Raw genomic sequence first — 26,404 nt, 5'->3', positions numbered from 1 at the left:
TCTATATTTCGATATAGTACAAAAAATAATCAGCATCAATGTAACGAAAGTCTCTGACTATTTTGTTTTAGCTCGTTCGTACTGCTTTGGCCAAGAGACATCTTCATTTAAATCTTGAGCAAAGGTTAATGCTAAATAAGGGTTTCTTAACGATTCTCTAGCAAACAAAACCAAATCTGCTTTACCAGCGCTGATAATTTCTTCTGCTTGATGGGCTTCAGTTAATAGACCTACGGCTCCAGTTAGGATCCCGCTTTCTTTTTTGATTTGTACAGCAAAAGGCACTTGGTAATTAGGAGCTACAGGAATCTTTTGGTAAGGTACCAAGGCACCAGACGAAACATCTATTAAATCAACTCCTTTATCTTTTAAGATTATAGAAAGCTGTACAGATTCTTCTGCGTTCCAACCTCCGTCAGCCCAGTCTGTCGCTGAAATACGAACAAACAACGGCAAGTCTTTTGGCCATTCCGATTGTACTGCTTCGAGCACCTCCAGTGTCAAACGAATTCTGTTTTCAAAACTCCCTCCATATTCATCCGTTCTAACATTAGATAAAGGAGAAAGAAACTGATGCAATAAATACCCGTGAGCCGCATGAATTTCCATAACCTGATACCCTGCTTTTACCGACCTTATGGTCGCTGTCTTAAAATCAGCAATCACTTTCTGAATACCATTTTTATCTAATGCAATAGGTGCTTTTTCTGATTCATGATAAGCAATACCACTAGGAGCTACTGAATCCCAACCTCCTTCGTCAGCAGCTACTTTTCGTCCACCATTCCATGGAGATGCTGCACTAGCTTTTCTACCGGCATGCGCCAATTGAATTCCAGGAACCGCATTTTGACTCACAATAAATTGATTGATTTGCGCTAATTTTTCTATATGCTCCTCTTTCCAAAGGCCTAAATCTTCTGGGGAAATTCTTCCTTCTGGAGAAACACTGGTAGCCTCCTGAATTATCAACCCTGCGCCACCCGTGGCACGACTACCCAAATGCACCAAATGCCAATCATTAGCAAAGCCATCGACAGCCGAATATTGACACATCGGTGAGATAACGATTCTGTTTTTAAGCGAAAGACTTTTTATTTGTAAGGGGGAATATAATAGTGATGACATAATGATGATTTTATAAGATATGTGTTGAAAATTTGATCAGTCTAAATGCGACACTGTAAAGTTACGCGACATCCAGCCAAGTAAAAAACCATATGGCATAATTGTTGACTAAGCAATTGTAAAATAGCACCATTATAAGGCTTTCAAAATAAAATAGAAAACGCTACTTTTGTGCAATTCAAATAAGAACTTAAAATAAAAAATGGATATATTTATCAAGCTTTCACAATTTTTAATGAGTTTATCATTACTAATAGTACTTCACGAATTAGGACACTTTATTCCCGCTAAATTATTTAAAACCAGAGTCGAAAAATTCTATTTGTTTTTTGACGTTAAATATTCTCTTCTTAAAAAGAAAATTGGCGATACAGAGTATGGTATCGGATGGTTGCCTCTGGGCGGATACGTTAAAATCTCAGGGATGATTGACGAGAGTATGGACAAGGAACAAATGGCTTTGCCACCACAACCTTGGGAATTTCGCTCTAAGCCTGCTTACCAGCGTTTGATTATCATGTTAGGTGGAGTGACGGTCAACTTCATTTTAGCTTTCATCATCTATATTGGGATGGCCTTTGCTTACGGAGACACTTATATTGCTAATGCAGATATGAAAGACGGGCTGTTAATTGAAAATCAAGCCATGCTAAACGCCGGTTTCAAAACGGGTGATAAGATCATTTCGGTTGATGGTACAAAAATAATGAAGTTTGACAATGACATCAACATGAAAGTTGTTTTGGGAAAAGCAATCCTTATCGAAAGAAACGGAACCCAGCAAACCATAAAAATGCCTATTGATTTTATCGATCAATTGTCTAAATATGAAAAAGGAACCTTACTGGACATCAGAAGGCCATTTGTCATTGGTGCGGTTACTGACGAGTCTACCAATGAAGAATTACAAGCCAAAGATGTTGTGGTTACCCTTAATGGTCAAGCTGCGAAGTACATAGATCAGGCAAAAGCTATATTAGAAAACAACAAAGGAAAAACCATTTCTGCAATGGTATTGCGCGATCAAAAAGAAGAGCAAATCCAGGTTGCGGTAAACAACGACGGAATGTTAGGCGTTCAACTTGCCGGTTTGAGTTTTGCTTCCATGGAAAAATTAGGATATTACAAAGTGAGCCAAGAAGAATTTGGTTTCTTAGAATCGATTCCAGTAGGAATCATGAAAGGAAAAAACCAAGTGGTAGGATACGGAAAACAACTAAAAATGATTTTCAGTCCAAGTACGGGAGCCTACAAACAAGTGGGTGGTTTTAAAGCCATATTTGATATTTTTCCAAGTACATGGAGTTGGGAAACGTTCTGGACTATCACGGCTTTATTATCAATTATGCTTGGGGTTATGAACTTATTGCCTATTCCTGCACTCGATGGAGGTCATGTTATGTTTTTATTATATGAAATTATCAGCGGTAAGAAACCAAGTGACAAGTTCCTTGAAAACGCACAAATGGTTGGTTTCGTATTACTTATATCGCTGTTGTTATTTGCTAACGGAAACGATATTTACAAAGCAATTGTAGGGAAGTAAAAAAAATTAAAAAAAGTTTAATTTTTGTTTGCACAAATCAAATGATAGCCTATCTTTGCACCGCTTTACAACTGTAACAAACGTTACAATTTTATTGCTCAGTTTCCTTCTTAGCTCAGTTGGTTAGAGCATCTGACTGTTAATCAGAGGGTCCTTGGTTCGAGCCCAAGAGAGGGAGCTTTTTAAAAGCCTGACAGCAATGTCGGGCTTTTTTTTTGGAATAAAGTGAATGGAATCAGTACTTCACAGAGTTATACTGAGAATAGTGGGTTTTGTCATTTGACAACTTGCCAACTTATTTTAGGAAAAAAAAGGGTGACCATAAGGTGACCATCTAAATTTTAAAGGTGACCCCCATTTTACTGATTGTAATGCCAATTGTTTAACTCAAACACAATTGGAAATGAACCAAAAAAAAGTAACCATCTTATTCGTAATAAGTGGCGTAAAGACAAACTCTAAAGGACTATGTCCCCTTTATTGTAGAATCACTCTTAACAAGGAGCGAAAACAATTCTCTACTGGACTATTCGTAAATCCAAACTATTGGGAAAACAAGCTTCAAAAAGCAAGCGTACAAGACACAAACTACAAATTTATTAATGCTCAGATTGAACAAGTTCAAATTAAGATAAACAACATTATTTTAGTATTTCAACTTCAAGGTGGTGATTGCACTCTTGACAACATCTACAATACATTCATTGGTGTGGAAATCAAAAAGAAGGAATTTGTCCTTTCCTACTACAAACAGTATCTAATCAAAATAAAAAAGTTAGTAGGACTAGAAATCAAAGACAGTACCTACAACAAATTTGTTTACGTGGGTAACCATCTAGAGTCATTTATAAAATGGAAGTTTAAAAAGGGAGATTTCCCAATGGATGAGTTGAGTTTGCAATTTCTAGACGATTTTGATTACTATTTAAAGACAGAGAAAAATCAGGTGCAAATCACCATCAACAAAACCATTCAAAGACTTAGAACACCTATTAAACAAGCGATTTCAGAAGGTTATCTAGATAGAGACCCATTTATACTTCACAAATCTAAAACAGTCCGCAAAACAGTTATATTCCTTACTACAGAAGAACTTAAAACCCTTGAGGAAGCAGTTTTAAAACAAAAGAGATTAAGCACCATTCAAGACTTATTTATTTTCTGCTGTTACACAGGACTAGCCTATAATGAAATGGCAAATCTTGAGAAGCAGAACATTCAGAAAGGGTTTGATGACATGAACTGGATTCAGATGAAGAGAGAGAAAACGCAACGTCAAATCTCAATTCCAATTCTACCAAAAGCTCAAGAAATCATTGAGAAATACTCAACCGATAGTAATCGCATATTCCCTCCAATAAGTAATCAAAAATTCAATTCTTATCTCAAGGAAATTTCAGCTATAACTGGAATTGAAAAAAGATTGACGCACCACATTGCCAGAAAAACATTTGCTTCAACTGTATTACTTTATAATGACGTTCCAATGGAAATTGTATCAGAACTACTGGGTCATTCTAATATGCTTATTACACAGGAAAGTTACGGAAAGGTAGTGCAGAAGAAAGTTAGTGAAGCGATGGCTAATCTTAAGGACAAATTAAAATAGTATAGAATGAGTCTAACGCATCTAACAAGTTTTAGGCTCATTTTTCATTTAAAATGTTTACCCCTTCAAAAAGTTCATTTACTTCTATACCCAAAGCTAAACAGAATCTCAATAATAAATCAACAGTCATTCTTTGTTCGTTTCTAAATACTCTTCTTACGGTAGTTTCTGAACATAATGCTGCTCTGGCAAACTCAGATTTATTCCCATCGAATTTTACAAGGAACTCTTTGTAGATCCTTTTGACTAATTCATGTTCTATCTGTTCTAGATGCTTCTGCATCGAACAAAGAAAACAAATGACTAAATCAAAATTCTCTTCAGCTATCGACTTATAAGTCGAAAATTAAGTTAGATTTGTGTAGTGATATAAAATCCGTGAGTGATACAATACACTAATCTAAAAGAATAACGATTTATTTTACAGAATGAGGAAACCCGTAACGAAGTAATTTTGAAAAGGAGTTATTTTGCAAACAAATCACTTAAAGTGGGTATTGTGAGCAGAAAGTAATAAATGTTTCTTTGTTAGTAAATGACCATTCTTAAATAAATAACACATCCATTTAAAAGAAACCGTAAAATACTACTAATTAAGTGAGTTAGGTTTATTTTAATATAATTCACTTTCTAAAGGAATTATTATTTAACAATAAAAATCATGAAAAAAACATTCTTCTTGCTAGCGATCTTACTGTCATTAGTTGCAAACGCTCAGACTAATACTGAAACTTATGAGTTTAGGTTCAGCCAAATGAACCTAATAGACGGTAAGTCCCTAGATTCAGATATTTTGGTAAAATTACCAAAGCATTCAGAACCTAATGCAACAGTTTCTATAAACTTTAATAACGGAAATTCGCCAAAAATATTCACGTGCGACCACATAGATCACTTTCAAGATTCAGTGCGTTATGCGTTGATCGATAGAGTAGATGAGAGCAAAGCAATTCTTAGTCTAGATTTATCTGGAAAACCTTTTATGATTCTAACTACTTCAGATGGAGTCAATGTCATGAACCTTGTATTTCACGACTAACAGCAAAAGAATTAGCTAACACAATTAAATAAGATAACTAATCTTTAATGATGGCTAATAATGATTTGACAACAACAAGAAAGAGACAACATCAATGCAAAAAATTAAGACGCAATTGATTTCATCATGCATCAATAACGATCCAGAATCATTTTTGCCTTTTCTAATGTTAGCGGAGGTAGAGACAGAAGCACCTAATAAAAAGGATTTTTACCAATTTTTTAAAGGAATGATTAATCAAGCTCATGAATGTTCAGAAGGAGAACTTCTATTGAAAATAGAGCAGCCAACTTTGGACGCAGATACAGAACAGCTTAATTACAATTTTTATGATAAAACCCATAAATCTCCCCTCCTTTCACTCTTAGTTAAAGAAAACAACAATCAAGTAACTTTAAGTGTAATGCCATTTTAAAATTTTAAATCACATCATAATGAAAAACACAATCTTATTTTTCCTGATAATAACTCTAGCATGCTGCAAACAAAATGAAAATGAAAATGAAAAACTAGCCTCCTTTGTAGATTATTATGATGAAATAACTGAAATAACTTTAAATAGTAAATCTACCCCAAAGAAAAATCAAATTCTTTTTATGAATTATCATTTAAATATGACAGAAGCCGAATTTGATAGCGTTACAAGAAAAAACATTAGAGAGAGCAAAATGAAAATCAATAAAGACACCCTTTACCTAACTTTGGAGAAAGGGTGTGATTTTAAAATCACTCATGTAATGGAAAACAATCAATTAAAAATAATACACCTTCGACATGTATTGAAATTCAATAAAAATTCCAATTCGTACGACCCTAAATATTACTACGAAGCCTATTACAAAATTCTGCAAGGAAGATATGGAAGACCAATGTGTGAATATGAAGATAAAGAAGAACAGTTTAATAGTGTAACGGATCATGGAGCAACTTGGATAAAAGACGGAATAGTAATTGAATTGACTGAATCAAATAATCTTAACAAGTTGGTTCATTCAGGTAAAGTAAGCGTTCCTTGTAACATGCTATGTGACCATTCTCAGGAGTTCATTCAAACAATGATCGTTTATCATGAACTTTCAGACCTACAAAAAAGAATCAAAGACGGTAAACTCGAAGATAAAAGAGAGAACGAGAGACTAAAAAAAGAGGTAACGAGACAAAATACTGAACGCAGGGAACTCAATAAAGAAAACTCAAAGAAAGATAGTATTTACAATAGTAATTTTTAAAAAAAAATTTTTAAGCCATACACTTACTAAACCACACTTCACCCCCTACTCTTTTTATATTTTGGGATATGCCCGTCAATGTTTAATCTTAAAATTATAAAGACTATGGTAACAATTGTAGATTACAAACAATATCAAAGAGAGAATGGGGAAAGCTTCTATGCTCTTGAAGTGCAAGGAGGAATCGAATCAGTAAAAAGTAAGGAAACTGGAAAGACTTACTTTACAGCGCGAGCAACTAAAGTACCGTGCACGTTTAATGAGCCAACCTGTAAAGCACTTGTAGGTACTCAAATGCCCGGAACGATAAAAAAGGTAACAGTAGATCCCTACGAATTTACCGTTCGGGAAACAGGTGAAATAATCAAAATGTCTCACCGATACGAATACCTTTCAGAAGAAGAAAGTATCGTCGATAGCAACGTGCTAAAAAACGAAATGGTGTACTAAAACACCTCAATATAAGTAATTAAGGAACTCTCAAAAGGAGTTCCTTTTTTTTTATAACAATAATTTATTATGTCGAATAACGACCAATAACAACATTAAATAACATTAGTATGAAACTACAAAAAGCAGAAAGAAACCAAGTGAAATTAAGACTGGGTTTAAGTGGAGCAAGTGGCTTTGGCAAGTCGTATTCAGCCTTACTATTAGCTTACGGAATCACTAACGATTGGACTAAAATAGCTATAATTGATACGGAAAACAACAGTGCCAGTCTCTACTCTCATTTAGGAGATTTCAATGTATTGTCATTGAATGAGCCATACGCTCCAGAGCGTTATATTCAAGCCATAGAGGTTTGTGAAAAAGAAGAAATTGAAGTAGTTATAATTGACAGCATCACACACGAATGGTCTGGTAAAGGAGGATGCTTAGAACTACACGAACAGCTTGGAGGAAGATTTCAAGATTGGGCAAAAATAACTCCGCGACATCAAGCTTTTATCGATAAAATATTGAATTCAAACTGCCATGTCATTACTACCGTACGACGCAAAACGGATTATAGTCTTGATAAAGATGGTAATGGTAAGACTAAAGTGATGAAGCTAGGAACTAAGGAAATTACAAGAGACGGATTTGAATATGAGCTGACAGTCAATTTTGAGCTTATCAATGACAATCATCTTGTAACCGCTTCTAAAGATAGAACTGGTTTATTTTCTGGGAAACCTGAATTCGTCATTAATTCATCCACAGGTAAGAAGCTTATTGAATGGTGTAATCTGGGGGTTTCAATTGAAATCGCTATGTCTGAAATCAATGCGTGTGAGAACATTGAAGGATTGAAGCATGTATATTCAAAATATCCTTCGCTTCAAAAGCAGATCCACAATGCCATTATCAATAGAAAAAATCAGATAGAAAACATCGCTAGTCACCTAGTCGATGAAAAAGAAATTGTAAAACCATTAATTGAAGAAACCCATGGAATTAGTACTTAATAGTAGCATCAACGAACATCTAGTAGATGAAAACGAGATAATAAATAAACCATCAAGCAGCTTTATTGAGGCCAACACAGAAATAGTGAGTTTAGAACATTTGGAAAAAGATTGTATAATCCCTGTATTCTCAAAGGATAACGAGTCAACAATCAGTCATTTCCAGTTTGTAGATAAATGCCAACAAATAATTCAAAAATTACTGCCTGGTGTACTTCAGAAATCGCCAGATATTAGAGTAAGCCACGTAGTAAAAGGAAGAATTCCTTCAGCAATCGGCAAACCTGCAAAAGACCTTGAAGAACACGAAAAAACCATTTATTACGAACGATGTGCCTTCATGATAGACTTACCCTCGACAAAGCAAATTGTTAACGGAAATGAGCTTACATTGAGCATTGGTGGAGTTAGATCCTATAATCAGGAAAACCTTTATAGCAAAAAATCGATGGAGAAATTCAAAGTCTTTATTGGCTTCAAGAATAAGGTATGCACCAACCTGTGTATTAGTACAGATGGCTTTTCGAATGAAATAAGGATATCATCTATACATGAGTTAGAAGACAAGATGATTGAACTTTTCTCTAATTACAAGAGAGACCATCACCTTAAAATGTTGGAGCGAATGATTGAATACAAGTTGTCTGAAATGCAATTTGCGCATCTAATTGGAAAATTCAGAATGTTTACGCACTTAGACAAACACACACAGAAATCAATCTTCCCAATTTCATTGAATGACAGTCAAATAAACAATATTGTGAAAGACTATTACCAGTGTCCCAACTTCTCAAGAAGTCCTGATGGTTCGATAAGTTTCTGGAATCTGTACAACTTATTTACAGAAGCAAACAAATCATCTTACATCGATAACAACTTACAAAGAAATGTCAACGCATACGAACTAATCAATGACCTAGGTAAATCGATCCAAAACAACAATCCCAATTGGTTCCTCCATTATTAACAATAGCTCTTTTGTTTAGCAAGGAACACTTAACGGGAGGTAGAGAAAGAAGAAATTATGGAAGACCATGAATTAGCAGATGTACTAAAATTCAGTTCACCTAAAGAACTTTATGTAATCACCTACTATAATGCACTCAGATTACTTTTTTGCCCTTTTAGAGTCAAAGTATTGTCCCACGTTGGACTACTAAGAAAAGGGCAATTAGTCTGGGTTAATGAGGTTAAAGTGACAACAGCATTAAAAACAATTTTTATAATAAATGGTAATGCTTACCATTACCACTCTTTTGACATCCTTATTGAGGACATTACAGAGTAACTATATTAAGCAAGGAGTTATGCTGTATTTTGAATACCCAATCTTTTACGTTGGCTTCTCCTTTATCAATAAAACCAATGAAAAAGCAATTGCAATTATTACTTTTGAATGCGGTAGTAATCAATTCTACCGCATTTAATAAATAACATTAGACAGACATGGACAGAATCTCATTCAAACAAATATTAAACGAAGAAAGATTTTATAAGCTAAAAAGAGAATTTTTACTGCAAGATATTGTTTATCAATCTATTCGATATACTAAAGGTAGTGAAAGTGTGATAATTGATGATTCAATAAATCGTATTAATGTAATTTTTGAAAAAGAAACTATCGATGATTTTGAGTTAGTTAGTTATGGAGAGTCGTACAGTGGAAAAAGCAATACTGTTGATGTAGAGTATTCAATGAACTTCTATGATGATTATCTGTATCCAAAGATGAAAAATCAGTTAGATTATTTAAAACAATCATTTGAAAAAGAAATCAAAGCTAAAGCAATATACGAAACAACTGCAATCCAAAGATTCTGCAGTAATAAACTTAAAACTTTAGCAAAATTAATTGATGATTTAAACAATTCGTGCTATCTAGATTCATCATTTAAATTTAAAATCATAAAAGAGCTTGAAAAGCTTTATGAGTATATTAATACCGTGCATCTTGCAGAAACTTTAGATATACCAGTAAAAATTCCGTTTAAACTACCAAAAAATCAAGTAGTAGTTTTATTCACTTTACTTCATAGTAATAAAATAATCGGAGAAATAAACCCGTTACATTTACACCGCTTAATTGAAGCCTTCTTTACATACTATGATGATAAAAAACTGAAATTCAAAGAAATAAAAAAATCTAAAAAAGCAGCAGATGAGTTACTGAGTGATAAATACAGTAAGTCTGCTGAAAACACACTACAATCTCTAGAGGAAATTTTTTGTATGAGAGACTTATTTAATCTTGAATAAAACTTATTTGTTTGTCTTGGGTATAAATTTTATTACCCATCCACATTTCTCTCTCCCAATATCTTTGCCCTGTTGATATCGTTATCGCCCTACGAACAACGAACTAATTAAAAGGGCTTAAGTAAAGAAGAGATGTATGGTAAAGGAAAAAAAATTAAAAACTGATGTTGGAAAACAAAAGTTAAAAAAACCCGCGGGGTTTTACCACAATGACAATGGCGTTACTAAGATTATTCACTTTGAGTTAATCAAGTTTTTAGGTAAAAATGGTTTTGCCAACATGAATATTGGAGGTGTGACAAGGTTAGTGAGGATTGTTGACAATATTGTAAGTGACGTGAGTGAAGGCGATTTATCGTGTTTTATTAGAAACTATCTGATCTCTATAAAAGAACCGGAGGTCTTAGAAGCTTTTGTAAGAGGTATAGGTAGCTACTTAAACAAAAAAAAATATGAATTGCTCCCTAAAGTAAAAGGAATCAGTGACAAGGATCCAAAGGATTGTGCTTGGCTTTATTTCAAAAACACAGCAGTAAAAGTTACTGAAACTAATATAGAATTAGTGCCTTATGAAAAACTTCCTCACAAAATATGGGCTAATAGGATAGTTCAAAAAGAATTTAATCTAGTCAATTTTAAAAATGGACATTTTGAGGACTTTTGTCACAAATTATCAAAGGAAGATCCAGAGAGGTTTAAAGTTCTTAAAGCAACACTTGGCTATTTATTGCACCGATACAACAATCCTGCTGTAACTAAAGTTGTTATTTTTTTGGATGAAAATGCAACAATGGGTGGACAGACTAACGGCGGAACAGGTAAAAGCCTACTGTCTAAGGCACTCTCCCATTGTGTTGAAACCGTTTTAATGGATGGGAAAAACATGAAAAGGGATTCAAGGTTTAACAATCAAAGAATCAATAACACCACTGATATTGTATGTTTTGATGATGTAGACCGTAAATTTTCACTAGAATTATTATACTCTATGGCAACTTCTGGATTTGTAATTGAAAAAAAAGGGCAAAACGAGAGTACTCTAAAAGCAGAAGAATCACCAAAAATTTTAGTTTCATCAAATTTTCAAGTCTTAGGTCCTGGAGGAAGCTCTGATATTAGGAGAAGACATGAATTTGAATTGAGTAATTATTATGACCAAGATTTCACACCAGAAGTAGAATTTGGCAATCGTTTTTTTGGGACACAATGGGATGAATCAGAGTGGAGTAGGTTTTATCATTTCATGATGGATTGTTGTAAGACATACCTGCAACAAGGTTTGTATCAAGTACCGCACATCAACTTATTACAAAATAAATTTTCAGATGGAATGGCTGAACAGTTTGTTGCTTTTGCAGATAGTTATGTTCAAAACGATACTACATTGAATAAAAGAGCTCTTTTCAGCAACTTTAAGAGCTTGTACCCGGAAATGGCAACTACATCATCGCATCAAATAACGAAATGGTTACAAATATATGCGGCAAAAAAAGGTGTTACATACTCATCTACTTCCTCTGGCGGATACTATAATTTTACTTTAACCTCTAATAAAGGGCACAATGAAATATAGTATAATTTATAAAGCTGAAAACACTCAAACTGGTGAGATTTACATCGGTGCAACTACCAAATCTTTAGAAGAGCGAAAGCAAGACCACATCCAAAAAGCTTAGAAAAAAGTTGGCGGATATTTTCAAGAAGCAATCGGGACTTATGGTCCCGAGGCTTTCACTTGGGAACAATTGGACACAGCCATTGATCCAAATGAATTAGCAGAAAAGGAAAAAAAGTACATCTACGAATTTAAGGCGCAAGAGGAAGGCTATAATGGAGATTCTGGCGGAGGTTTTCAAAAGATAGTTTACCAATACGATGAAAATGGAAATCTAATTGAAACGTATAACAGTTTAACTGAAATTAAAGAAACGTTAGGAATAGACAAACAACGAATTTCAAATGCCTGTTTAAATTCAACGATGTATGATGGCAGTTTCTGGTCTTACAGACAACTAGAAAAGATTACTCCAAAAACAGATTTACGGGTTAAACCTGTCAATCAATATTCTTTAAATTTTGAATTTATTGAAAATTTTAAATCAGCATCTGAGGCATCCAGAAAAACTGGAATCTCTAAAACCTGTATTACTCGATGTTGTAGAGGTGAACGAGAAAAAAGTGGTGGGTTTATCTGGAATTACTCTTAAATATTGAAATCAAAGGCGGTGCAAAAACCGCCTTTTTTTACATTAAAAACCAATTTATTCTTTCTCATAGTTACTCGTTGATTTGTCTTCAAAGATTTTCAATCTAAAGTGAAATTTTTAAGGCAATATGAATATATAGCGTAAGAAATGGATCTAAAATTTATAATAACTATTATATTGGACCGATTTATCTTAATGTAAGAAGCAGCAAGAAAAAAGTTCTTTCAATAAACTTGTATTGAAATACTAGGAAAATCAATTAATATATTATTAAAGTTTACTTAAAAGTATTAAAATCAAAATAAATATTAGTTGATTTTTCATAACATACTGACAGTCATTGTTTTGAAAAAAAATACCTATTTTTAATATTGGGTGACTTCATCCATTGATAATTTAGTAAATTGCAGAATCAAATTCGATTTATGAAAAATTTAAAATTTTCAGGGCATGACACCTTTCACTGCAGGCAACAATGGCTATTAAAAGGCATTGAACTTATTGACAACGAAGAACTTAATGGTTTTAATAATCTTGAAGAAGCAATCTTAAATTTAGGTGTTGGTAAAAATATGGTTCAAGCAATTCAATATTGGTTGAGAGCTTTTGGGCTCATTGACGACGATAAAAACACTACAGATCTCGCTGAAATTATTTTTTCTGAAGAAAATGGTTATGATAGATATTTAGAGAACGAAGGGACTTTATGGTTGCTACAATATTTAATTTGCCGTACGGATATTGCTAGTATTTATAAATTAATTTTCTCGGACTATTCTAAAGAAAGAATTAGTTATGAATTTGACGAAAGACAAATTTTAAACTTCATCAAATTAAAAATTGCTGAAACTTCAAATAGAGAAACGAGCGAAAACACATTAATCAGTGATTTTAAAGTGTTTATTCAAAGTTATTTTGCTGGAATTAGAGGTTCAAAATCTTTGGAGGATGATTTCAATTCTCCATTAATAGAGTTGAACCTAATATCCGCTTTAAATAGAGAAAATGGTGTTATAACCTATAAGCTAAACAAAGAAAATAGAAATAATTTCCCATTAGAAATTTTTGGATATTGTTTGTTTGATTTATATGATAACGAAACTGCAATAGAATTTAAAGAAATTAGACAAACACTTGGGTCTTTTTTCGTTTTAACAAATGAAGGATTAGAAGTCATAATTGAAAAATTATGTTCTAAATATTCCGAATTTGTTTTCAATGAAGATGCAGGAATCAGGCAGATTCAATTGAAAGCAAATAACGAAAATTTCAAATTACAATTATTACAAAACTATTATTATGGAGTTTAATATATCAACTAACATATTGCGCGATCAATCTAAAAATTTGAAATATGTTGTAACTCCAAATGCTACAAAAATATTTGAAAGAATTTTTAGCACAAATAACAATTCCAATAAATCGTTTACTGTAATTGGAAACTATGGTACGGGTAAGTCAACCTTTTTATGGGCTTTAGAGAAGAATTTGCTTAAAGAAAAGATGTTTTTTAGCGCAAAACTAAATGAAAAAAACAAGTCGTATCAATTTTTGAAGATTTTGGGTGACGCAACCAGCTTAACTTTTGCTTTTCAAAAAGTTCTTGGATTAGACACAAATACAACATCTAGAGAAATATTAGAAGCACTCGAAAAGAAACGAAAAGCTGCTGAAAAAAAGAAAAATGGATATGTTATTATAATTGATGAGTTTGGAAAATTTTTAGAGCACATCAATAAGAATAAGGCAAATAACGATTTGTATTTATTGCAATTAGTTTCTGAATGGGTGAATGACACCGAAAAAAACACTCATTTCATTATTACACTTCATCAAAATTTTGTTTCCTATTCGTCTTCATTAGACAATATCGACAGGCAAGAATGGGAAAAAATTAAAGGGAGATTTATTGATTTGCTATTCAATGAGCCTGTTGAACAGTTATTGTTTTTCGCTAGTAGCCAACTAGAAAAAATTGAAATACCTGAAAATTTAAAAGAAGGGTTTTACAAACTCAATGAAGATATTATTAAATCGAATTTGGTGAACTTTAGCCAAAACAGTAATTTAGGATTGTCTGAAAAACTATTTCCTTTGGATTGGCTATCAGCCAACGTTTTGGTTCAAGCATTACAACGTTATGGGCAAAATGAAAGGTCATTATTTACTTTTTTAAATGATTTTAATAATTTAGAGAAAAATGATGATGCTTTATATTTTAATGTAAGTTGTGTTTATGATTACTTGATAAATACTCTATCGAGTGATATTCAAAACTATAATAATCCACATAGACCACAATGGCTTTCTTCAATGAGAGCATTAGAAAGAGCAGAATTAAACTTTTCAGAAGATTATCCAATTGCATCACAAATAATTAAAACAATTTGTTTAGTCAATATTTTCGGAAAATCTGGAGGTAAATTCAACAAAGAATTTGCTGTTAACTATTTAGAGTCTACAACGAAAATTCATTCCGAAGTCATAACTAAAGCTATCGATAAGTTGGAGAAATCTGGAATCATACGATTCTACAAACATAGTAATAAGCTTAATTTTCTTGAAGGTACTGATATTGACATTGAACAAGAGTTAACAGATATTACTAAAGAAATAGAAGCCGATTTTTCCATAGCAGAAGAGTTGGCCAAAATAATAACCTTTCCACTAGAAAATGCTAAAAGGCATTCTTTCGAGACGGGAACACCTCGTTATTTTGAATACAGAATTCTTAATGATATTAAAGAAATAAAATATGCTGAGGGATCTTTAGATGGTTATATAAACCTGATTTTTAATGCTAAAATTAAAGATATAGAAGTAAAAGAAGCCTCTAAAAAATCGGAAAGTAATCTATTTGTGCTTTACGAAAATTCAGATGAAATTTACAACGAAATATTTACCATAAATAAATACAAACTCTTATTAAAGAAATTCACCTCGGATGTAAATGCTTCTAAACTACTAATGGAAGAATTGCAGCATCATGTGAATAAATTACATTGGTTTGTACTTCAAAATCTTTATACTGAGACTGAGGAAAATTTATGGTTTTATTTAGGTGTTCAAAAAACCATTTGTTCTAAAAAAGATTTAAATCATTTATTATCAGAAATTTGCGATCTTGAATTTACAAGTGCTCCAAATTTAAAAAATGAACTTTTTAATAGAGAAAACCTTAGCCCACAAATCAATACTGCTCGTAAATTTCTAATGCGAAAAATATTAGAATTTGAAAACGATGCTATGCTAGGTTTTGACAATACTAAATTTCCACCTGAAAAATCTATATATCTAAGCTTGCTTAAAAACACAGGCATACATCGTCTTAATAATGGTATTTATGGATATGATTTACCAATTGATTTATCATTTTTACCCCTTTGGGAGGAATGTTTGTCATTTTTAAATTCTGCCAAATCCTCTAAACGAAACCTCGGTGAATTATATGAAATACTTAAAACTAAACCGTTCAAATTAAAAAAAGGTTTTGTTGAATTTTGGATTCCATTATTTTTAATTATTAAAAAAGAGGACTATGCTTTATTCCATGAGACTAATGGTTTCGTGCCTTTTATTTCAGATGATGTGTTAGACTTAATTCACAAGTCACCCTCAAATTACTCTATAAAGAGCTACGATGTTTCAGGTCTAAATATTAATCTTTTAGAAGGGTATAAAGAGTTAGTCAATGTGAGTGATGATGTAAATGGAGCTAAAAGTACTTTCTTGTCCATATTTGGTAATTTCTTACGATTTTATAGAGGATTAAATGACTATTCTATTTCAACAAAAAAGTTATCGGACAAATCAATAAAATTAAGAGAAGCAATTAAAACTGCTAAAGACCCGGAGGACGCATTGTTTAATCAGTTTCCAAATGCATTAGGTTTTCATAGCTTATCATTAAAAGAGGATGAAGAGGTTTTGAAAAACTATACAATTCATATTCAAGATGCCATAAGAGAATTGAGAAGTTGTTATGATGCGTTAATGGATAGAATAGAAGTTACCATAACGGAATCTCTAGATTGTAAAGGGCTTTCCTTCATAGATTATAAAAAATCAATTACGTCTAAGTTGAGTAGTATTGATGCTAATCTATTAAGTACAGAGCAAAATATATTTTTTAAAAGAGTTTTTTCTCCTTTAGATGATAGAATGTCATGGTTAAAATCGATTGCTGATGTGGCTTTGGGTAAATCAATCGATAAAATGATTGATGAAGAAGAAATACTTTTAATGAATAACATCAAAGCATTTGTCTTTGGGTTAATTAAAGCTTCAAATATTCATGAATTTAATAAATTGAATACGGATAAATTAGTATCTATTGAGTTTGTTGATGAAAGAGGAGACCTTTTTACTGAAAAAATTGTACTAGATTCTAAATTAAATGGAGAATACTCTAAAGTGAAAGAAGAATTTTCTAAAAAAATAGGTAGTTTAGATGTTAGTGTTAGAAAGCAACTGCTGTTTGAATTACTTACATTAGAAATAAATAAAAAATAATAAACATGAACGCAATCAAACATGTTTTAGGAATTTCTGGCGGAAAAGATAGTGCCGCTTTGGCAATTTATATGAGCCAAAAACATCCTGATATAAATGTGGAATATTACACCTGCGATACAGGGAAAGAATTGAATGAAACTTATGAATTAATTGGTAAGTTAAATTCTGTATTGGGTAAAAATATAAAGCTATATAAGTCAATTGATGAAGTTAATTCTCCAGAGAAGAATCCTTTTGACCATTTCCTTGCCATGTACGGTGGTTATTTACCATCAGCAACAGCTCGTTGGTGTACTGGAAAGATGAAGTTAGAACCTTTTGAAAATGAAATTGGTGACACGCCAACGATTTCCTATGTTGGAATTCGTGGTGATGAAAACAGGGAGGGTTATATTTCTAAAAGAGAAAATATTCAATCCATATTCCCTTTTAGGAAAAATATTTGGAGTGAAGATGTAATTAAAAAGTTTTTATCCAATTCAAATCTTGAATTTATCATAACTAAATACAAGGAATTTAATCCAATTAATCTAACGCTGATTTTAGATTATGTGGGTCAGCCAATTTCAATGCGTTTTACGCAGAAACAAAAATTAAACGCTTTACTTGATGCTGATATTAAACTGTTCAACAGAGTAGTGTTTGAATGGCTTAAAACAACCGATTACCCTATTGGTAAATTGGAGAGTTTTTCATTGATTGACAATGAAGAAAATATTGGAATTGATGATGTCTTTAGAATCCTTGATGAGAGCGGAGTAGGTATTCCTGCTTATTATAAGCCTATAGAATATAGCGTTGAGATTGATGGAGAAGTCAAAACAGGTACTTACTCTCGTAGTCGTTCTGGCTGTTTCTTCTGTTTTTATCAACAAAAAATAGAATGGGTTTGGTTATTAGAACAACATGCAGATTTGTATGAAGAAGCAATAGTTTACGAAAAAGAAGGATATAATTGGATGGAAGAACCTTTAGGTGAATTAAAAAAACCTGAGCGTGTAAATGCAATTAAAAAAGAACATTATTTAAGAATGACTCGTAACAAATTAAACGCTAAAACGACTACTAGTTGGCAAGATGAAATCTTAGCTTCAGAAGGGGAGGGATGCGCTAGCTGTTTTATTTAGATTTTATGTTATACAAAAAAGATTTACCTTCTTTTTTAAACTCAATTTCCCCTTTTAAACGTAAGTGCATTAATTTGCAATCACTTATTTTTAAAAGGGATTTTGTTTCTTTAGATGTCAGCCAATTAAAACCCCCTTTTTTATTTTCCATAATAATAAATCACTTCACTTCTATTTCCTGGAACATCCCAAGTATATTCTTCATCTAAGCAACAAATCCATGTATATAGAATATTTACAATCTGCTGTTCTTTTATTTCCCAACTTCTAGGGGTAGGAACTGTTGTAGTATTTTCTCTAATCCACTGCACAATACGACCATAATTTAAAGATTTAGAACTTTGTGCCTTTATGTGATCTTTCAATGCTAATATAAATGGGTGAAAGTTAAAATTATCTTTCAGCTGAAGTTTAAAAGAAGAGTAATCTTGAAAAACATCTATTTGATATAAAGCAATATCATGAGCAGCACAGTTATGGTTTAGACTATCATAATCTTCCGAACGAATGGCAACATCATATAAGTCGTCAGGCGATAAACTCATAGGTAATTCGGATAATAAAAAAGAGTTAGTTTCAATTATATTTTCTTCAAGTTCTGGATAAACGTTTTTTGGAGTTTTCTCAACAGAATCAACTATTTTTTTGAGTTGATTATAATAATTATCATCTACTATTCTACTAGATTTAATTATAGTATTCAAATAGATTTTGTCACTAAAAGAAATATTTTCATTAGTACCAGATAGTTCATAGTTGTAATTATTTGATTCTCCTACCCCTCTGTTGGTATAGTTAGCTGAACCAAATAAAATTTTACAATCAAAATTCCAGGCTGTTTTTAAATGTATTCGAGTATTCCTAAATAATTGAATATTATTGTCTTTACAATAGAGATATAAATCTATATCTGAAACTCCCTTTACTAAATCCTCAATTTCCCAACGCACAATAATCTGTTTGATATTATGATTTGAATTTAATTGCTTAATAATATCCGTTTTGATATAGGCAGAAAAAAGAATTACTAATTCTTCGTTATTAAAAAAATCAGATGTACTAGAAAATAGATTTATACCGCTTTTGTGTAACATTTATTTATTATTTAATCATCTATACGCATAAATTCTGCTGCCATTTTCCCCCAATCCATTCTAGCGTCTTTTACACTTTCTTTTAATTTACCATCTGGTTGTTCATCTTCATATCTTGCCCAAGCCATCAGTAATAGTTTCATTCCATCTTTTGCTAAACGAAGTCTTCGAATTAAATCTTCTTTTTCTGAATCTACTTCAACATCATCATTCAAAATTTCTACAAATTGTTGATAGGCTGGATGGTTAGTATTTAATTTAATAATTATTTTACCTCCAACTGGACTTACAGAGAAAAAAGCTCTTGACTCTAAATTAGCATTAACGAATTGATATAGTATTTTTGAGTTGTGAATTTCATCAGCATATTCTTTAGCCTCAGGAACATCATCACCAACTAATTCGGATAAAATTTCTTCTAATTTTTCATTTTCACTCTTACCTTCAGCTTTAGTTTCACTTTCACCGGTATAACCTTCTTCTTTTCTATGCTCTGTTACTTCAGTAGCGTGTTTTTCCGCCTCATTTTCTGTCTGCTCATGTCTTGTAGTTTTATCAGCTTTCTCTAATCTTGATGCTTGAGCTACTAAAATGCCTCTAAGGGATTTTATTTGATTTTTTATGTCTACAGCGATTTCAATCAAATGAACTTTAGGGTCATTATCATCTATTAGCTCTTGCTTAAATTCTGATATAGTTTGCCCTCTTTCTTTTACTAAGTTTTCAATATCTAAGCTACCTAACTCTTTAAAATTATTTGCATATTGTTTATTATTGGTTACTCCAAAAACATCATCTAAAGCTGGTGGAAAATCGATTTCAACTCCCCACCATCTTTCTCTTGAATCATATCTATTAGTCCAACTTGTATCTAATTCTAATTCTCTCCCAGCTCTTATAACTGATACTCCAACATTTTCCCTAGCATGACTTCCATGTTTATTTGAACCAGCATTAATCCCTCTTCTTGTTTGTTCAGTAGCAATAGAATATCTAACAAAAACATTATGCTTTTCACCATCTAAATTTATGGTATAGGATTTTTGATATCCGTCATCTCCACCATGTTTTACAAACATAGGATCGTTTAGATTTAATTCTTTTAATACTTGTGAAACACTAGTGTTTTGCATTAAGTACAGAGGGTCATTTGCTAAGAAAGCTTTGTGTATTTCTGGTTTTGTATAATTATTGTCATTTACTACAATAGCATTAATAATGCATTTTCCAGAATTTATAAATTTGCGATACATTCTACCAACAATAAATTCAGAATGATCAATTATAGTTTTTCCAGTTCTCCAAAGACATCTATCTAATTGAGACCATACCACCAAAGTTCCTGAATCTCCAAATTCACCGCTTATCTTAGACCATTTTGACGGAACTTCCATGTCAATAGGTTCAGGTACTTCAGTCAATACACCATTAATTATTTCGTTAACGTCGAGATATGAATAAAAGGCTTTTTTGCTGTCATTTTGCCAAGTCCAAACATCAACTCTTAAAGCTTGAGAAATTGAAGATGAGGGAAGTCCCATTCCAAATTTTCCAATATGTGTTTGAGAGCTTTTATCTAAATTTGTACCATTCCCAAATTGAAGCGCTTTTCTAAGAGTGTCTTTATCCATCCCATCACCATTGTCAAGTACAGCTATTTCGTGGATTCTAGAAACATTTCTAGAGCCTAATAATATATCTTTTTCCAAGCAGATTAAATCAACTTTTTTTGCTCCAAATTGGATTGAATTATCAATCAATTCTGCAATGGCATATGCGGTGTTTTTATAGCCATTATCACGCATCGATTTGACTACTAAATTTACAGGTACTATAGAATTACTCATATTTTTTTATTTTTTTATCATTATTTAAATTTCTTCCCAAACATCGTCCCAATTAGTAAAAGCATCGGCTACATTGCCAAATCCTGGCAAATCTTCATCAATAACTGTCACAATCTCTGCTTCTTGATTTCCTCCTGATTCTTCACCTCTGATTGCTCTACCAACCATTTGACTATATAATACTAAAGAATCAGTTGGTCTAGCAATAACAGCACAGCTGGTTTCAGGAGCATCAAATCCCGTTGTTAATATGCCATAATTACATAGAATTAAAGATTCAGGATTATCTTTTCTTGAAACTTTAAAATTATCAATAATTTTAGTCCTTTCATTAGGCATAGTGTCGGATGTTACGACACTCGATTGTATGTCAATTGCTGTAAGTAAACTGTTCAAAACAATAGCATGTGATTTAGTAATTGCAAAAAGAATAATTCTTTGATGTGTTTTTACTAATAGCTTTATTTTAGTTATGATAGCTAAATTCCTCAATCTGTCCAATGATATTCTTTTCAGAATATCGTTTGATAACACATAATTAACTTTGAGATAGTTTAAGTCTTGAGTCGTTAAATGAATCCCAGACTTATGAAGAAGTGGGGTATTAATTGTTCGCGCTAAATATTTTTTTTCTATAAGATAATCGACAGGGTTCTCATATCCTTCTATAATAATTTTAGCTTTTTGCTTAAAGAAAAAATTAGCTAATTTTAAATCCTCTTCGGGATCATTCCAAGTTCTGCCTGGAGTTGCGGATAATCCAATTAATGATGCATTATTAACAATTAGCATTGCATTAATTAATAATGAGTAAGTTGGCGCAACTGCTTGATGAGCTTCGTCCATTATTACAAGTGAACAATTATTTGAAAAATCACTCATTTTACCGACATCTTTTAGAAGGGCATTATATGTTTTGTCTAATCCAGCGACAATGAAACAACCTTTTAATTTTGATAAGTCAATTGTTGATTTCCCCCAATATTTTACAACTTTAATTTCTCTATTACCAAGATTAACCCATGCTTTTACAAATTCGCTGTAGGCTTGCTCTAACAATTCAACAGTATTCGCAAACCATACGACATTTGAATTATCGTTTTCTATAAAATGGTTGCATATGTAATTGATAGAAGTTCTGGTTTTTCCTGAACCGGTAGGCATATGCAATAAAACTCTATTTTTTTCTAGTTGAAAGAACATTCTTGATTTTTTTTAAAACCTCTCTTTGGTAAGGGTATAATGGGTATCTAGGTAAAATATTTGCTTCTTGAATCCACAGTATTTCACTATCTATAGATAGGTTTTCTCCAAAAAAATCAAATAATATAGATAAGTTTTCGCCTTTGAAATCAATACTCTTTACTTGATTCCAATAATTATCGTTGATGTCCAAATTAAGATTTTGTTTAAGTATCTCTATCTCTTCCTTTCTTAATGCGTCAATAAAATAATTCCGTGAAGTACTTTTTTTTAATAATTCTTCGTTTGAAAACGTATTTTTTAAAATTTTGTATAGGCCTTCGTCATATAAATAATTCGCACCCAATAGACCTAATGTGCCTATAACTTCTTTACCTAATATATCTTGGTATGCTTCAATATCAAGTCTTGATATTATCTTTTCTAATTGTATTTCCATTAAAAACTAATTCTAATTATTTTGTTAGGCTCATCGAATATTTCTTTGTAGACGTGAGAGACTTCGATTAGTGCTGTATTGCAAGCAGAACCATTTGATGCAATAAAGACATCACTATTCATTAAAAGAAACTTTTCAGCATCCTCATTGTTTAATTTGATACATGAAATATGCGGTACACGATTGGTTTCCTTAAAACAAACTAGTCCAATCTGCTTTTCTTCAATTGCATTTTCAAATTCATTTCTAGCTTTAAGTATGTCATTAATCTTTTCCTCAAATTCAACTGTAGCTAATTCGCACGCTTTTCCTAAACCCACAATTAAGGGAGTGTTATAGGTTCCTGATCGTAGGCCGTTTTCTTGCCCTCCGCCGTGTATTAATGGGGTTAACTGTATTTCCTTTTTTTTATAAAGCACTCCGATTCCTTTTGGTCCATTTAATTTATGACCACTAAAACACAACATATCAATATTGTTTTTATTAACGTCAACAGATATTTTACCAATTGCTTGAGTGGCATCACAGAAAAAAGTAATATTATTTTCTTTAGCAACTGCAACAATATCATCTATTGGTTGTATTACTCCAGTCTCATTATTAACAAGCATGACACATATCAATAATGTATTAGGTCTTAAAGCTTTTTTTAGTTCCTCTAATGAAAGTAAACCGTTTTTATTAACATCAAGGTAAGTAACTTCAACACCACGTTCCTCTAAATAATTACATGTTGCAAGAACTGCTTTGTGTTCAGTTTTTACAGTAATGATATGATTCCCTTTAGAATAATTTGCATCAACAAACCCTTTTAATGCCATATTAATCGATTCTGTCGCTCCTGAAGTAAAAATTATATCATTTTCATTCGAGTTAATCAATTTTGCTACTTGTTTTCTGGAAAGATCAATTGCATTTTTAGCTTTTTTACCAAAATCATGGTTGCTAGAAGCATTACCAAATATTTCAGTAAAATAAGGCGTCATTTCATTTAAAACCCTTTCATCTACTTTAGTTGTAGAAGCAGTATCTAGATAAGTAATCATATATTATTAAAAATATTGTAAATTTATTTTTAGTAAGTAAAAATTAAATTTTAAAGATAGGAAAAATATTAAAAAAGGCATACAATTCGGTAACATAAAAAAGTAAAATAACGTAAAGTATTGATTTAACTGCTAGTCACACTCCTTGGTTCGAGCCCAAGAGAGGGAGCAAAATCCAGAAAGCCTTTACAGCAATGTAAAGGCTTTCTTTAGTTTTAGCCCCGTAGTTCAACGGATAGAATGGGAGTTTCCTAAACTTTTGATCCGAGTTCGATTCTCGGCGGGGCTACGAAACCAGTAGAAATAAGCACTCCTTCTTTTGGTGTGCAATAGTGATTTACTAATCCGGTTTAAATTTAAATATGCTGCGTTCTTTAGTATAACTAGCTCTTCTTGTTAAAAAGCGCAATCCATATACTTAAAGAACAAAAAAAGCCCATAGTCTGAGACTATAGGCATCCTTAATTTATAATTTTGCACAGCCATTGAGCCATCATAGAACTTACCACAGTCGCTCTCTTTCTTGTTTAGTACTACCAATTGTATATTCAATATAATCCAATTATATTGTACAATTTTCATAGTACATCAGCAGTAAATAAAAACACTCTGGACTAAAACCTAAACCCTTTTGGTATAACAATACAAGATTGACTAAGCAACCGCAAACAAGAACTACCCAGGCTCATTACTTATAAGATCGTTCTAATTTTTTAATCAATACTTTCCCAGCAATTTTAAATGCGCTTTGTAAAATGCAACATTTTGCACTGGTCTGCATTCCTGACTTTGTGCTTTTTTTATTTAACTGGCTTTTAATAATTAGAACTAACAGCTTATTATTTGCTGTCGTACCACATTTTTTTAATTGAATAATATCCATTTTTTTTCGCTATTTAATTTAAAAGTACCTATGTGTTCTTTATTCCATTCTTGCGGCCCTATCAACGAAAGAAAGTTTAGCCCAGCAGCGTCTCTATATAAATGATAGATTTCGCCAATAACCGGCTCAAATGAAAATTTCGAATTATAAACTAATTCATTCCATTCGTATTCTTCCATTAGATTTTGATACTGTATTTTTAGCTCGTTAAACTTACTTTCAAACTGTTTGTTTACATTGCTAATTCCTCTACTCTTCCACGAGACAACATCATCCATTCTAATCACCGGTGCCCCTACATTAGTTCCATATGGCAATACACTTGCATTAAATCCTTCGTCATCTGAATATACAACATTGTCTGGTTTTTTACTTTCCATGCTATTTGCTTTTAAAATTTATTATTAAATGACTACCACAAATTATTAATAAAAAGAAAATAATTAGTTGTTTAACATTTATTAAGCAAAGTTAAACAAAAATAATCAGTTCTCTTTTGGGAAATTAATTTATTTAAAGAAATAATGTATTGATTAAAACCCAATTACATCAGCCACAAAAAAGACATTGATTTAGTTCACAAGCAATCGGATGTCCTTATCGACCTATATTTAGAAGTTTAAGTACTACCTTAAAAACCGCACCAGCATTACTGTAGAACAAGAAATGACCTCCCGTTTTCTTTAAAAAGGCTAACTATACCGTAACCGTACCTCTCTGTCATTGTATGCCAATGGAAATCATTTTAGCGTTGTTAGTTTACCCAAATAGGATTGTCACACAAGAGGCGTATAAAAAAATAGTGCTTAAGCAAATTAGTGCTAAGATATAGAAATTGAAATAGCGCTAAAAGAGGGAATACCTATTGCTGTTGTTGATTAAATAATCAATATCTTGCCTAATATTAAATTAAGCTCGTTTATGGCTAAAAAATACTCGATTTTGGATAGATTGGATCCGTTTAACGGACCCAATAACCGAAACACAGTGATTTTAAACATGATGCGATTAAATAAAAAAACAAAATGAAAAGACTACTAATAATTATTGTACTTTCTTTAACCCTTTTCAGTTGCAATAATAAATCAAAGGAACAGCAACCTCAAGGACAAGAACTTCCTACAGAGAAAGCAGATACAACCCAATACAATTCGGATATAAAAGCAGCCGATGTAGATCCACAAATACCTCCAATAGTTAACAAAAAATACAAGAAAAATCTAAAGATAAGAAAATTACGGTTTTTGCACTATTCAAATGTGGACCTACGTGCTTATTTTGATGATGGAACTATCATCACCTGTCCAAGATGTGAATTGACAAAGGAAAATGTTGAAACTATTCAAAGTAATCTCTCAGATGAACCAGTACAAACATATGAACTCAAAGACGATGGAAGCTTACTTATTGACGGTTGGAAACATGAATATCCCTATGTAAATAGGAAAGAAACTTATGAAGGATGGGCTATGATTAATTATAAATGGTTCGTTAAACTTTAGATCAACGTCTCTTTGAACGAGCAACTAACAAATGGATGTTCATTGCTTTTGTCATGCTGTATAATCGGCTAATAATTACTCCCTCAGAGCTACTTTATTACATCAAAATCCCTTGACACGATGCATGACTAAAAAATCATACCGTTGCTACTTGCCGCAAAAAAATCAAAAGGGATCATTTCCTGTTCCTAGCAACATAACAATACAAACAATCTGCATCTAACCAAAAACCATCCTTACCGATGGTTTTTTTGTTCCCCTTTTTTTATTTTTTACTCTTTTC

General features: G+C 32.1%; 25 protein-coding genes and 2 tRNA genes. 19 read left to right on the top strand and 8 right to left on the bottom strand.

From position 1 onward, the window contains the following. Positions 1-57 precede the first annotated feature (57 nt). A complete protein-coding gene (locus A3SG_RS0104925) occupies positions 58-1,128 on the bottom strand; it encodes an NADH:flavin oxidoreductase/NADH oxidase (RefSeq protein WP_029596616.1) in 1,071 nt (356 codons plus the stop codon). Between the two features lie 202 nt (positions 1,129-1,330). Between A3SG_RS0104925 and rseP the strand changes: the two genes are divergently transcribed. The 3 genes from rseP (at position 1,331) to A3SG_RS0104910 (ending at position 4,283) form a co-directional block, all read left to right on the top strand. Then, positions 1,331-2,674: an RIP metalloprotease RseP gene (gene rseP, locus A3SG_RS0104920; RefSeq protein WP_016988911.1), complete on the top strand. Its 1,344-nt coding sequence runs from the start codon at positions 1,331-1,333 to the stop codon at positions 2,672-2,674. 104 nt (positions 2,675-2,778) lie between these two features. Then, positions 2,779-2,852: transfer RNA gene (locus A3SG_RS0104915), tRNA-Asn, on the top strand. 225 nt (positions 2,853-3,077) lie between these two features. Beyond that, complete coding sequence (locus A3SG_RS0104910; RefSeq protein WP_016988910.1) at positions 3,078-4,283, top strand: site-specific integrase; 1,206 nt, start codon at positions 3,078-3,080, stop codon at positions 4,281-4,283. Between the two features lie 37 nt (positions 4,284-4,320). Here A3SG_RS0104910 and A3SG_RS0104905 read toward each other — a convergent pair whose 3' ends face one another. Continuing rightward, positions 4,321-4,566 carry a helix-turn-helix domain-containing protein gene (locus A3SG_RS0104905; protein WP_016988909.1) on the bottom strand — a complete coding sequence of 82 codons (246 nt, stop codon included), beginning with the start codon at positions 4,564-4,566 and terminating at the stop codon, positions 4,321-4,323. A gap of 378 nt (positions 4,567-4,944) precedes the next feature. Here A3SG_RS0104905 and A3SG_RS0104900 point away from each other — a divergent pair, with 378 nt between their 5' ends. The 14 genes from A3SG_RS0104900 (at position 4,945) to A3SG_RS0104840 (ending at position 18,107) form a co-directional block, all read left to right on the top strand. After that, positions 4,945-5,322: a hypothetical protein gene (locus tag A3SG_RS0104900; RefSeq protein ID WP_016988908.1), complete on the top strand. Its 378-nt coding sequence runs from the start codon at positions 4,945-4,947 to the stop codon at positions 5,320-5,322. Positions 5,323-5,416: 94 nt separating this feature from the next. Continuing rightward, on the top strand, positions 5,417-5,737 hold the full coding sequence (locus A3SG_RS0104895; protein WP_016988907.1) for a hypothetical protein: 321 nt from the start codon (positions 5,417-5,419) through the stop codon (positions 5,735-5,737). A 19-nt stretch (positions 5,738-5,756) separates the two neighbouring features. Beyond that, positions 5,757-6,551: a hypothetical protein gene (locus A3SG_RS0104890; protein ID WP_016988906.1), complete on the top strand. Its 795-nt coding sequence runs from the start codon at positions 5,757-5,759 to the stop codon at positions 6,549-6,551. 105 nt (positions 6,552-6,656) lie between these two features. Next, a complete protein-coding gene (locus tag A3SG_RS0104885; RefSeq protein WP_157485303.1) occupies positions 6,657-7,001 on the top strand; it encodes a hypothetical protein in 345 nt (114 codons plus the stop codon). A 110-nt stretch (positions 7,002-7,111) separates the two neighbouring features. Further along, a complete protein-coding gene (locus A3SG_RS0104880) occupies positions 7,112-8,002 on the top strand; it encodes an AAA family ATPase (protein ID WP_016988904.1) in 891 nt (296 codons plus the stop codon). Further along, a complete protein-coding gene (locus A3SG_RS0104875; RefSeq protein WP_016988903.1) occupies positions 7,986-8,969 on the top strand; it encodes a DUF3871 family protein in 984 nt (327 codons plus the stop codon). Before A3SG_RS0104880 ends, A3SG_RS0104875 begins: the two co-directional genes overlap by 17 nt. Positions 8,970-9,026: 57 nt before the next feature. Continuing rightward, positions 9,027-9,290, top strand: a complete 264-nt coding sequence (locus A3SG_RS19155; protein ID WP_016988902.1) for a hypothetical protein — start codon at positions 9,027-9,029, stop codon at positions 9,288-9,290. A 158-nt stretch (positions 9,291-9,448) separates the two neighbouring features. Continuing rightward, entirely contained in the window at positions 9,449-10,258 is an 810-nt protein-coding gene (locus A3SG_RS0104865; RefSeq protein ID WP_016988901.1) for a hypothetical protein, read from the top strand. Between the two features lie 136 nt (positions 10,259-10,394). Beyond that, a complete protein-coding gene (locus A3SG_RS0104860; protein ID WP_016988900.1) occupies positions 10,395-11,831 on the top strand; it encodes a primase-helicase family protein in 1,437 nt (478 codons plus the stop codon). Continuing rightward, on the top strand, positions 11,821-11,934 hold the full coding sequence (locus tag A3SG_RS22220; protein WP_016988899.1) for a GIY-YIG nuclease family protein: 114 nt from the start codon (positions 11,821-11,823) through the stop codon (positions 11,932-11,934). Before A3SG_RS0104860 ends, A3SG_RS22220 begins: the two co-directional genes overlap by 11 nt. 69 nt (positions 11,935-12,003) lie before the next feature. After that, positions 12,004-12,465, top strand: coding sequence for an NUMOD1 domain-containing DNA-binding protein (locus tag A3SG_RS19150; RefSeq protein WP_016988898.1), 462 nt, complete (start codon positions 12,004-12,006; stop codon positions 12,463-12,465). Positions 12,466-12,890: 425 nt separating this feature from the next. After that, positions 12,891-13,775, top strand: coding sequence for a DUF4007 family protein (locus A3SG_RS0104850; protein ID WP_016988897.1), 885 nt, complete (start codon positions 12,891-12,893; stop codon positions 13,773-13,775). Then, positions 13,765-16,977 carry a hypothetical protein gene (locus A3SG_RS0104845; RefSeq protein WP_016988896.1) on the top strand — a complete coding sequence of 1,071 codons (3,213 nt, stop codon included), beginning with the start codon at positions 13,765-13,767 and terminating at the stop codon, positions 16,975-16,977. The genes A3SG_RS0104850 and A3SG_RS0104845 overlap by 11 nt, the downstream gene beginning before the upstream one ends. Before the next feature lie 5 nt (positions 16,978-16,982). Beyond that, positions 16,983-18,107, top strand: coding sequence for a phosphoadenosine phosphosulfate reductase family protein (locus A3SG_RS0104840; protein ID WP_016988895.1), 1,125 nt, complete (start codon positions 16,983-16,985; stop codon positions 18,105-18,107). A 140-nt stretch (positions 18,108-18,247) separates the two neighbouring features. Here A3SG_RS0104840 and A3SG_RS0104830 read toward each other — a convergent pair whose 3' ends face one another. The 5 genes from A3SG_RS0104830 to A3SG_RS0104815 are packed head-to-tail and all read right to left on the bottom strand — an operon-like array spanning position 18,248 to position 23,736. After that, positions 18,248-19,201 (bottom strand): hypothetical protein, encoded by a 954-nt coding sequence (locus A3SG_RS0104830; RefSeq protein WP_016988893.1) that lies wholly within the window; start codon positions 19,199-19,201, stop codon positions 18,248-18,250. An 11-nt stretch (positions 19,202-19,212) separates the two neighbouring features. Then, on the bottom strand, positions 19,213-21,048 hold the full coding sequence (locus tag A3SG_RS0104825) for an ATP-binding protein (RefSeq protein WP_016988892.1): 1,836 nt from the start codon (positions 21,046-21,048) through the stop codon (positions 19,213-19,215). Positions 21,049-21,072: 24 nt separating this feature from the next. Next, positions 21,073-22,251, bottom strand: coding sequence for a DEAD/DEAH box helicase (locus A3SG_RS19145; protein WP_016988891.1), 1,179 nt, complete (start codon positions 22,249-22,251; stop codon positions 21,073-21,075). After that, a complete protein-coding gene (locus tag A3SG_RS20705) occupies positions 22,226-22,690 on the bottom strand; it encodes a hypothetical protein (protein WP_016988890.1) in 465 nt (154 codons plus the stop codon). The genes A3SG_RS19145 and A3SG_RS20705 overlap by 26 nt, the downstream gene beginning before the upstream one ends. Then, positions 22,690-23,736 (bottom strand): cysteine desulfurase family protein, encoded by a 1,047-nt coding sequence (locus A3SG_RS0104815; protein WP_016988889.1) that lies wholly within the window; start codon positions 23,734-23,736, stop codon positions 22,690-22,692. The genes A3SG_RS20705 and A3SG_RS0104815 overlap by 1 nt, the downstream gene beginning before the upstream one ends. Positions 23,737-23,953: 217 nt before the next feature. Between A3SG_RS0104815 and A3SG_RS0104810 the strand changes: the two genes are divergently transcribed. Next, a tRNA-Arg gene (locus A3SG_RS0104810) sits at positions 23,954-24,025 on the top strand. Positions 24,026-24,600: 575 nt separating this feature from the next. Here the strand turns inward: A3SG_RS0104810 and A3SG_RS0104795 are convergent. Continuing rightward, positions 24,601-24,999, bottom strand: a complete 399-nt coding sequence (locus A3SG_RS0104795) for a DUF2452 domain-containing protein (RefSeq protein ID WP_016988886.1) — start codon at positions 24,997-24,999, stop codon at positions 24,601-24,603. A 645-nt stretch (positions 25,000-25,644) separates the two neighbouring features. On the opposite strand from A3SG_RS0104795, the gene A3SG_RS0104790 reads away from it, so the two are divergent. Beyond that, positions 25,645-26,121: a hypothetical protein gene (locus A3SG_RS0104790; protein WP_016988884.1), complete on the top strand. Its 477-nt coding sequence runs from the start codon at positions 25,645-25,647 to the stop codon at positions 26,119-26,121. The last annotated feature ends 283 nt before the right edge of the window (positions 26,122-26,404 follow it).

Origin of the sequence: Flavobacterium sp. ACAM 123, from assembly GCF_000264055.1 — a bacterium.
Lineage (GTDB): Bacteria > Bacteroidota > Bacteroidia > Flavobacteriales > Flavobacteriaceae > Flavobacterium.
The sequence above is the reverse complement of the archived record's forward strand: the minus strand, read 5'-3'. Positions and strand labels throughout refer to the sequence as shown.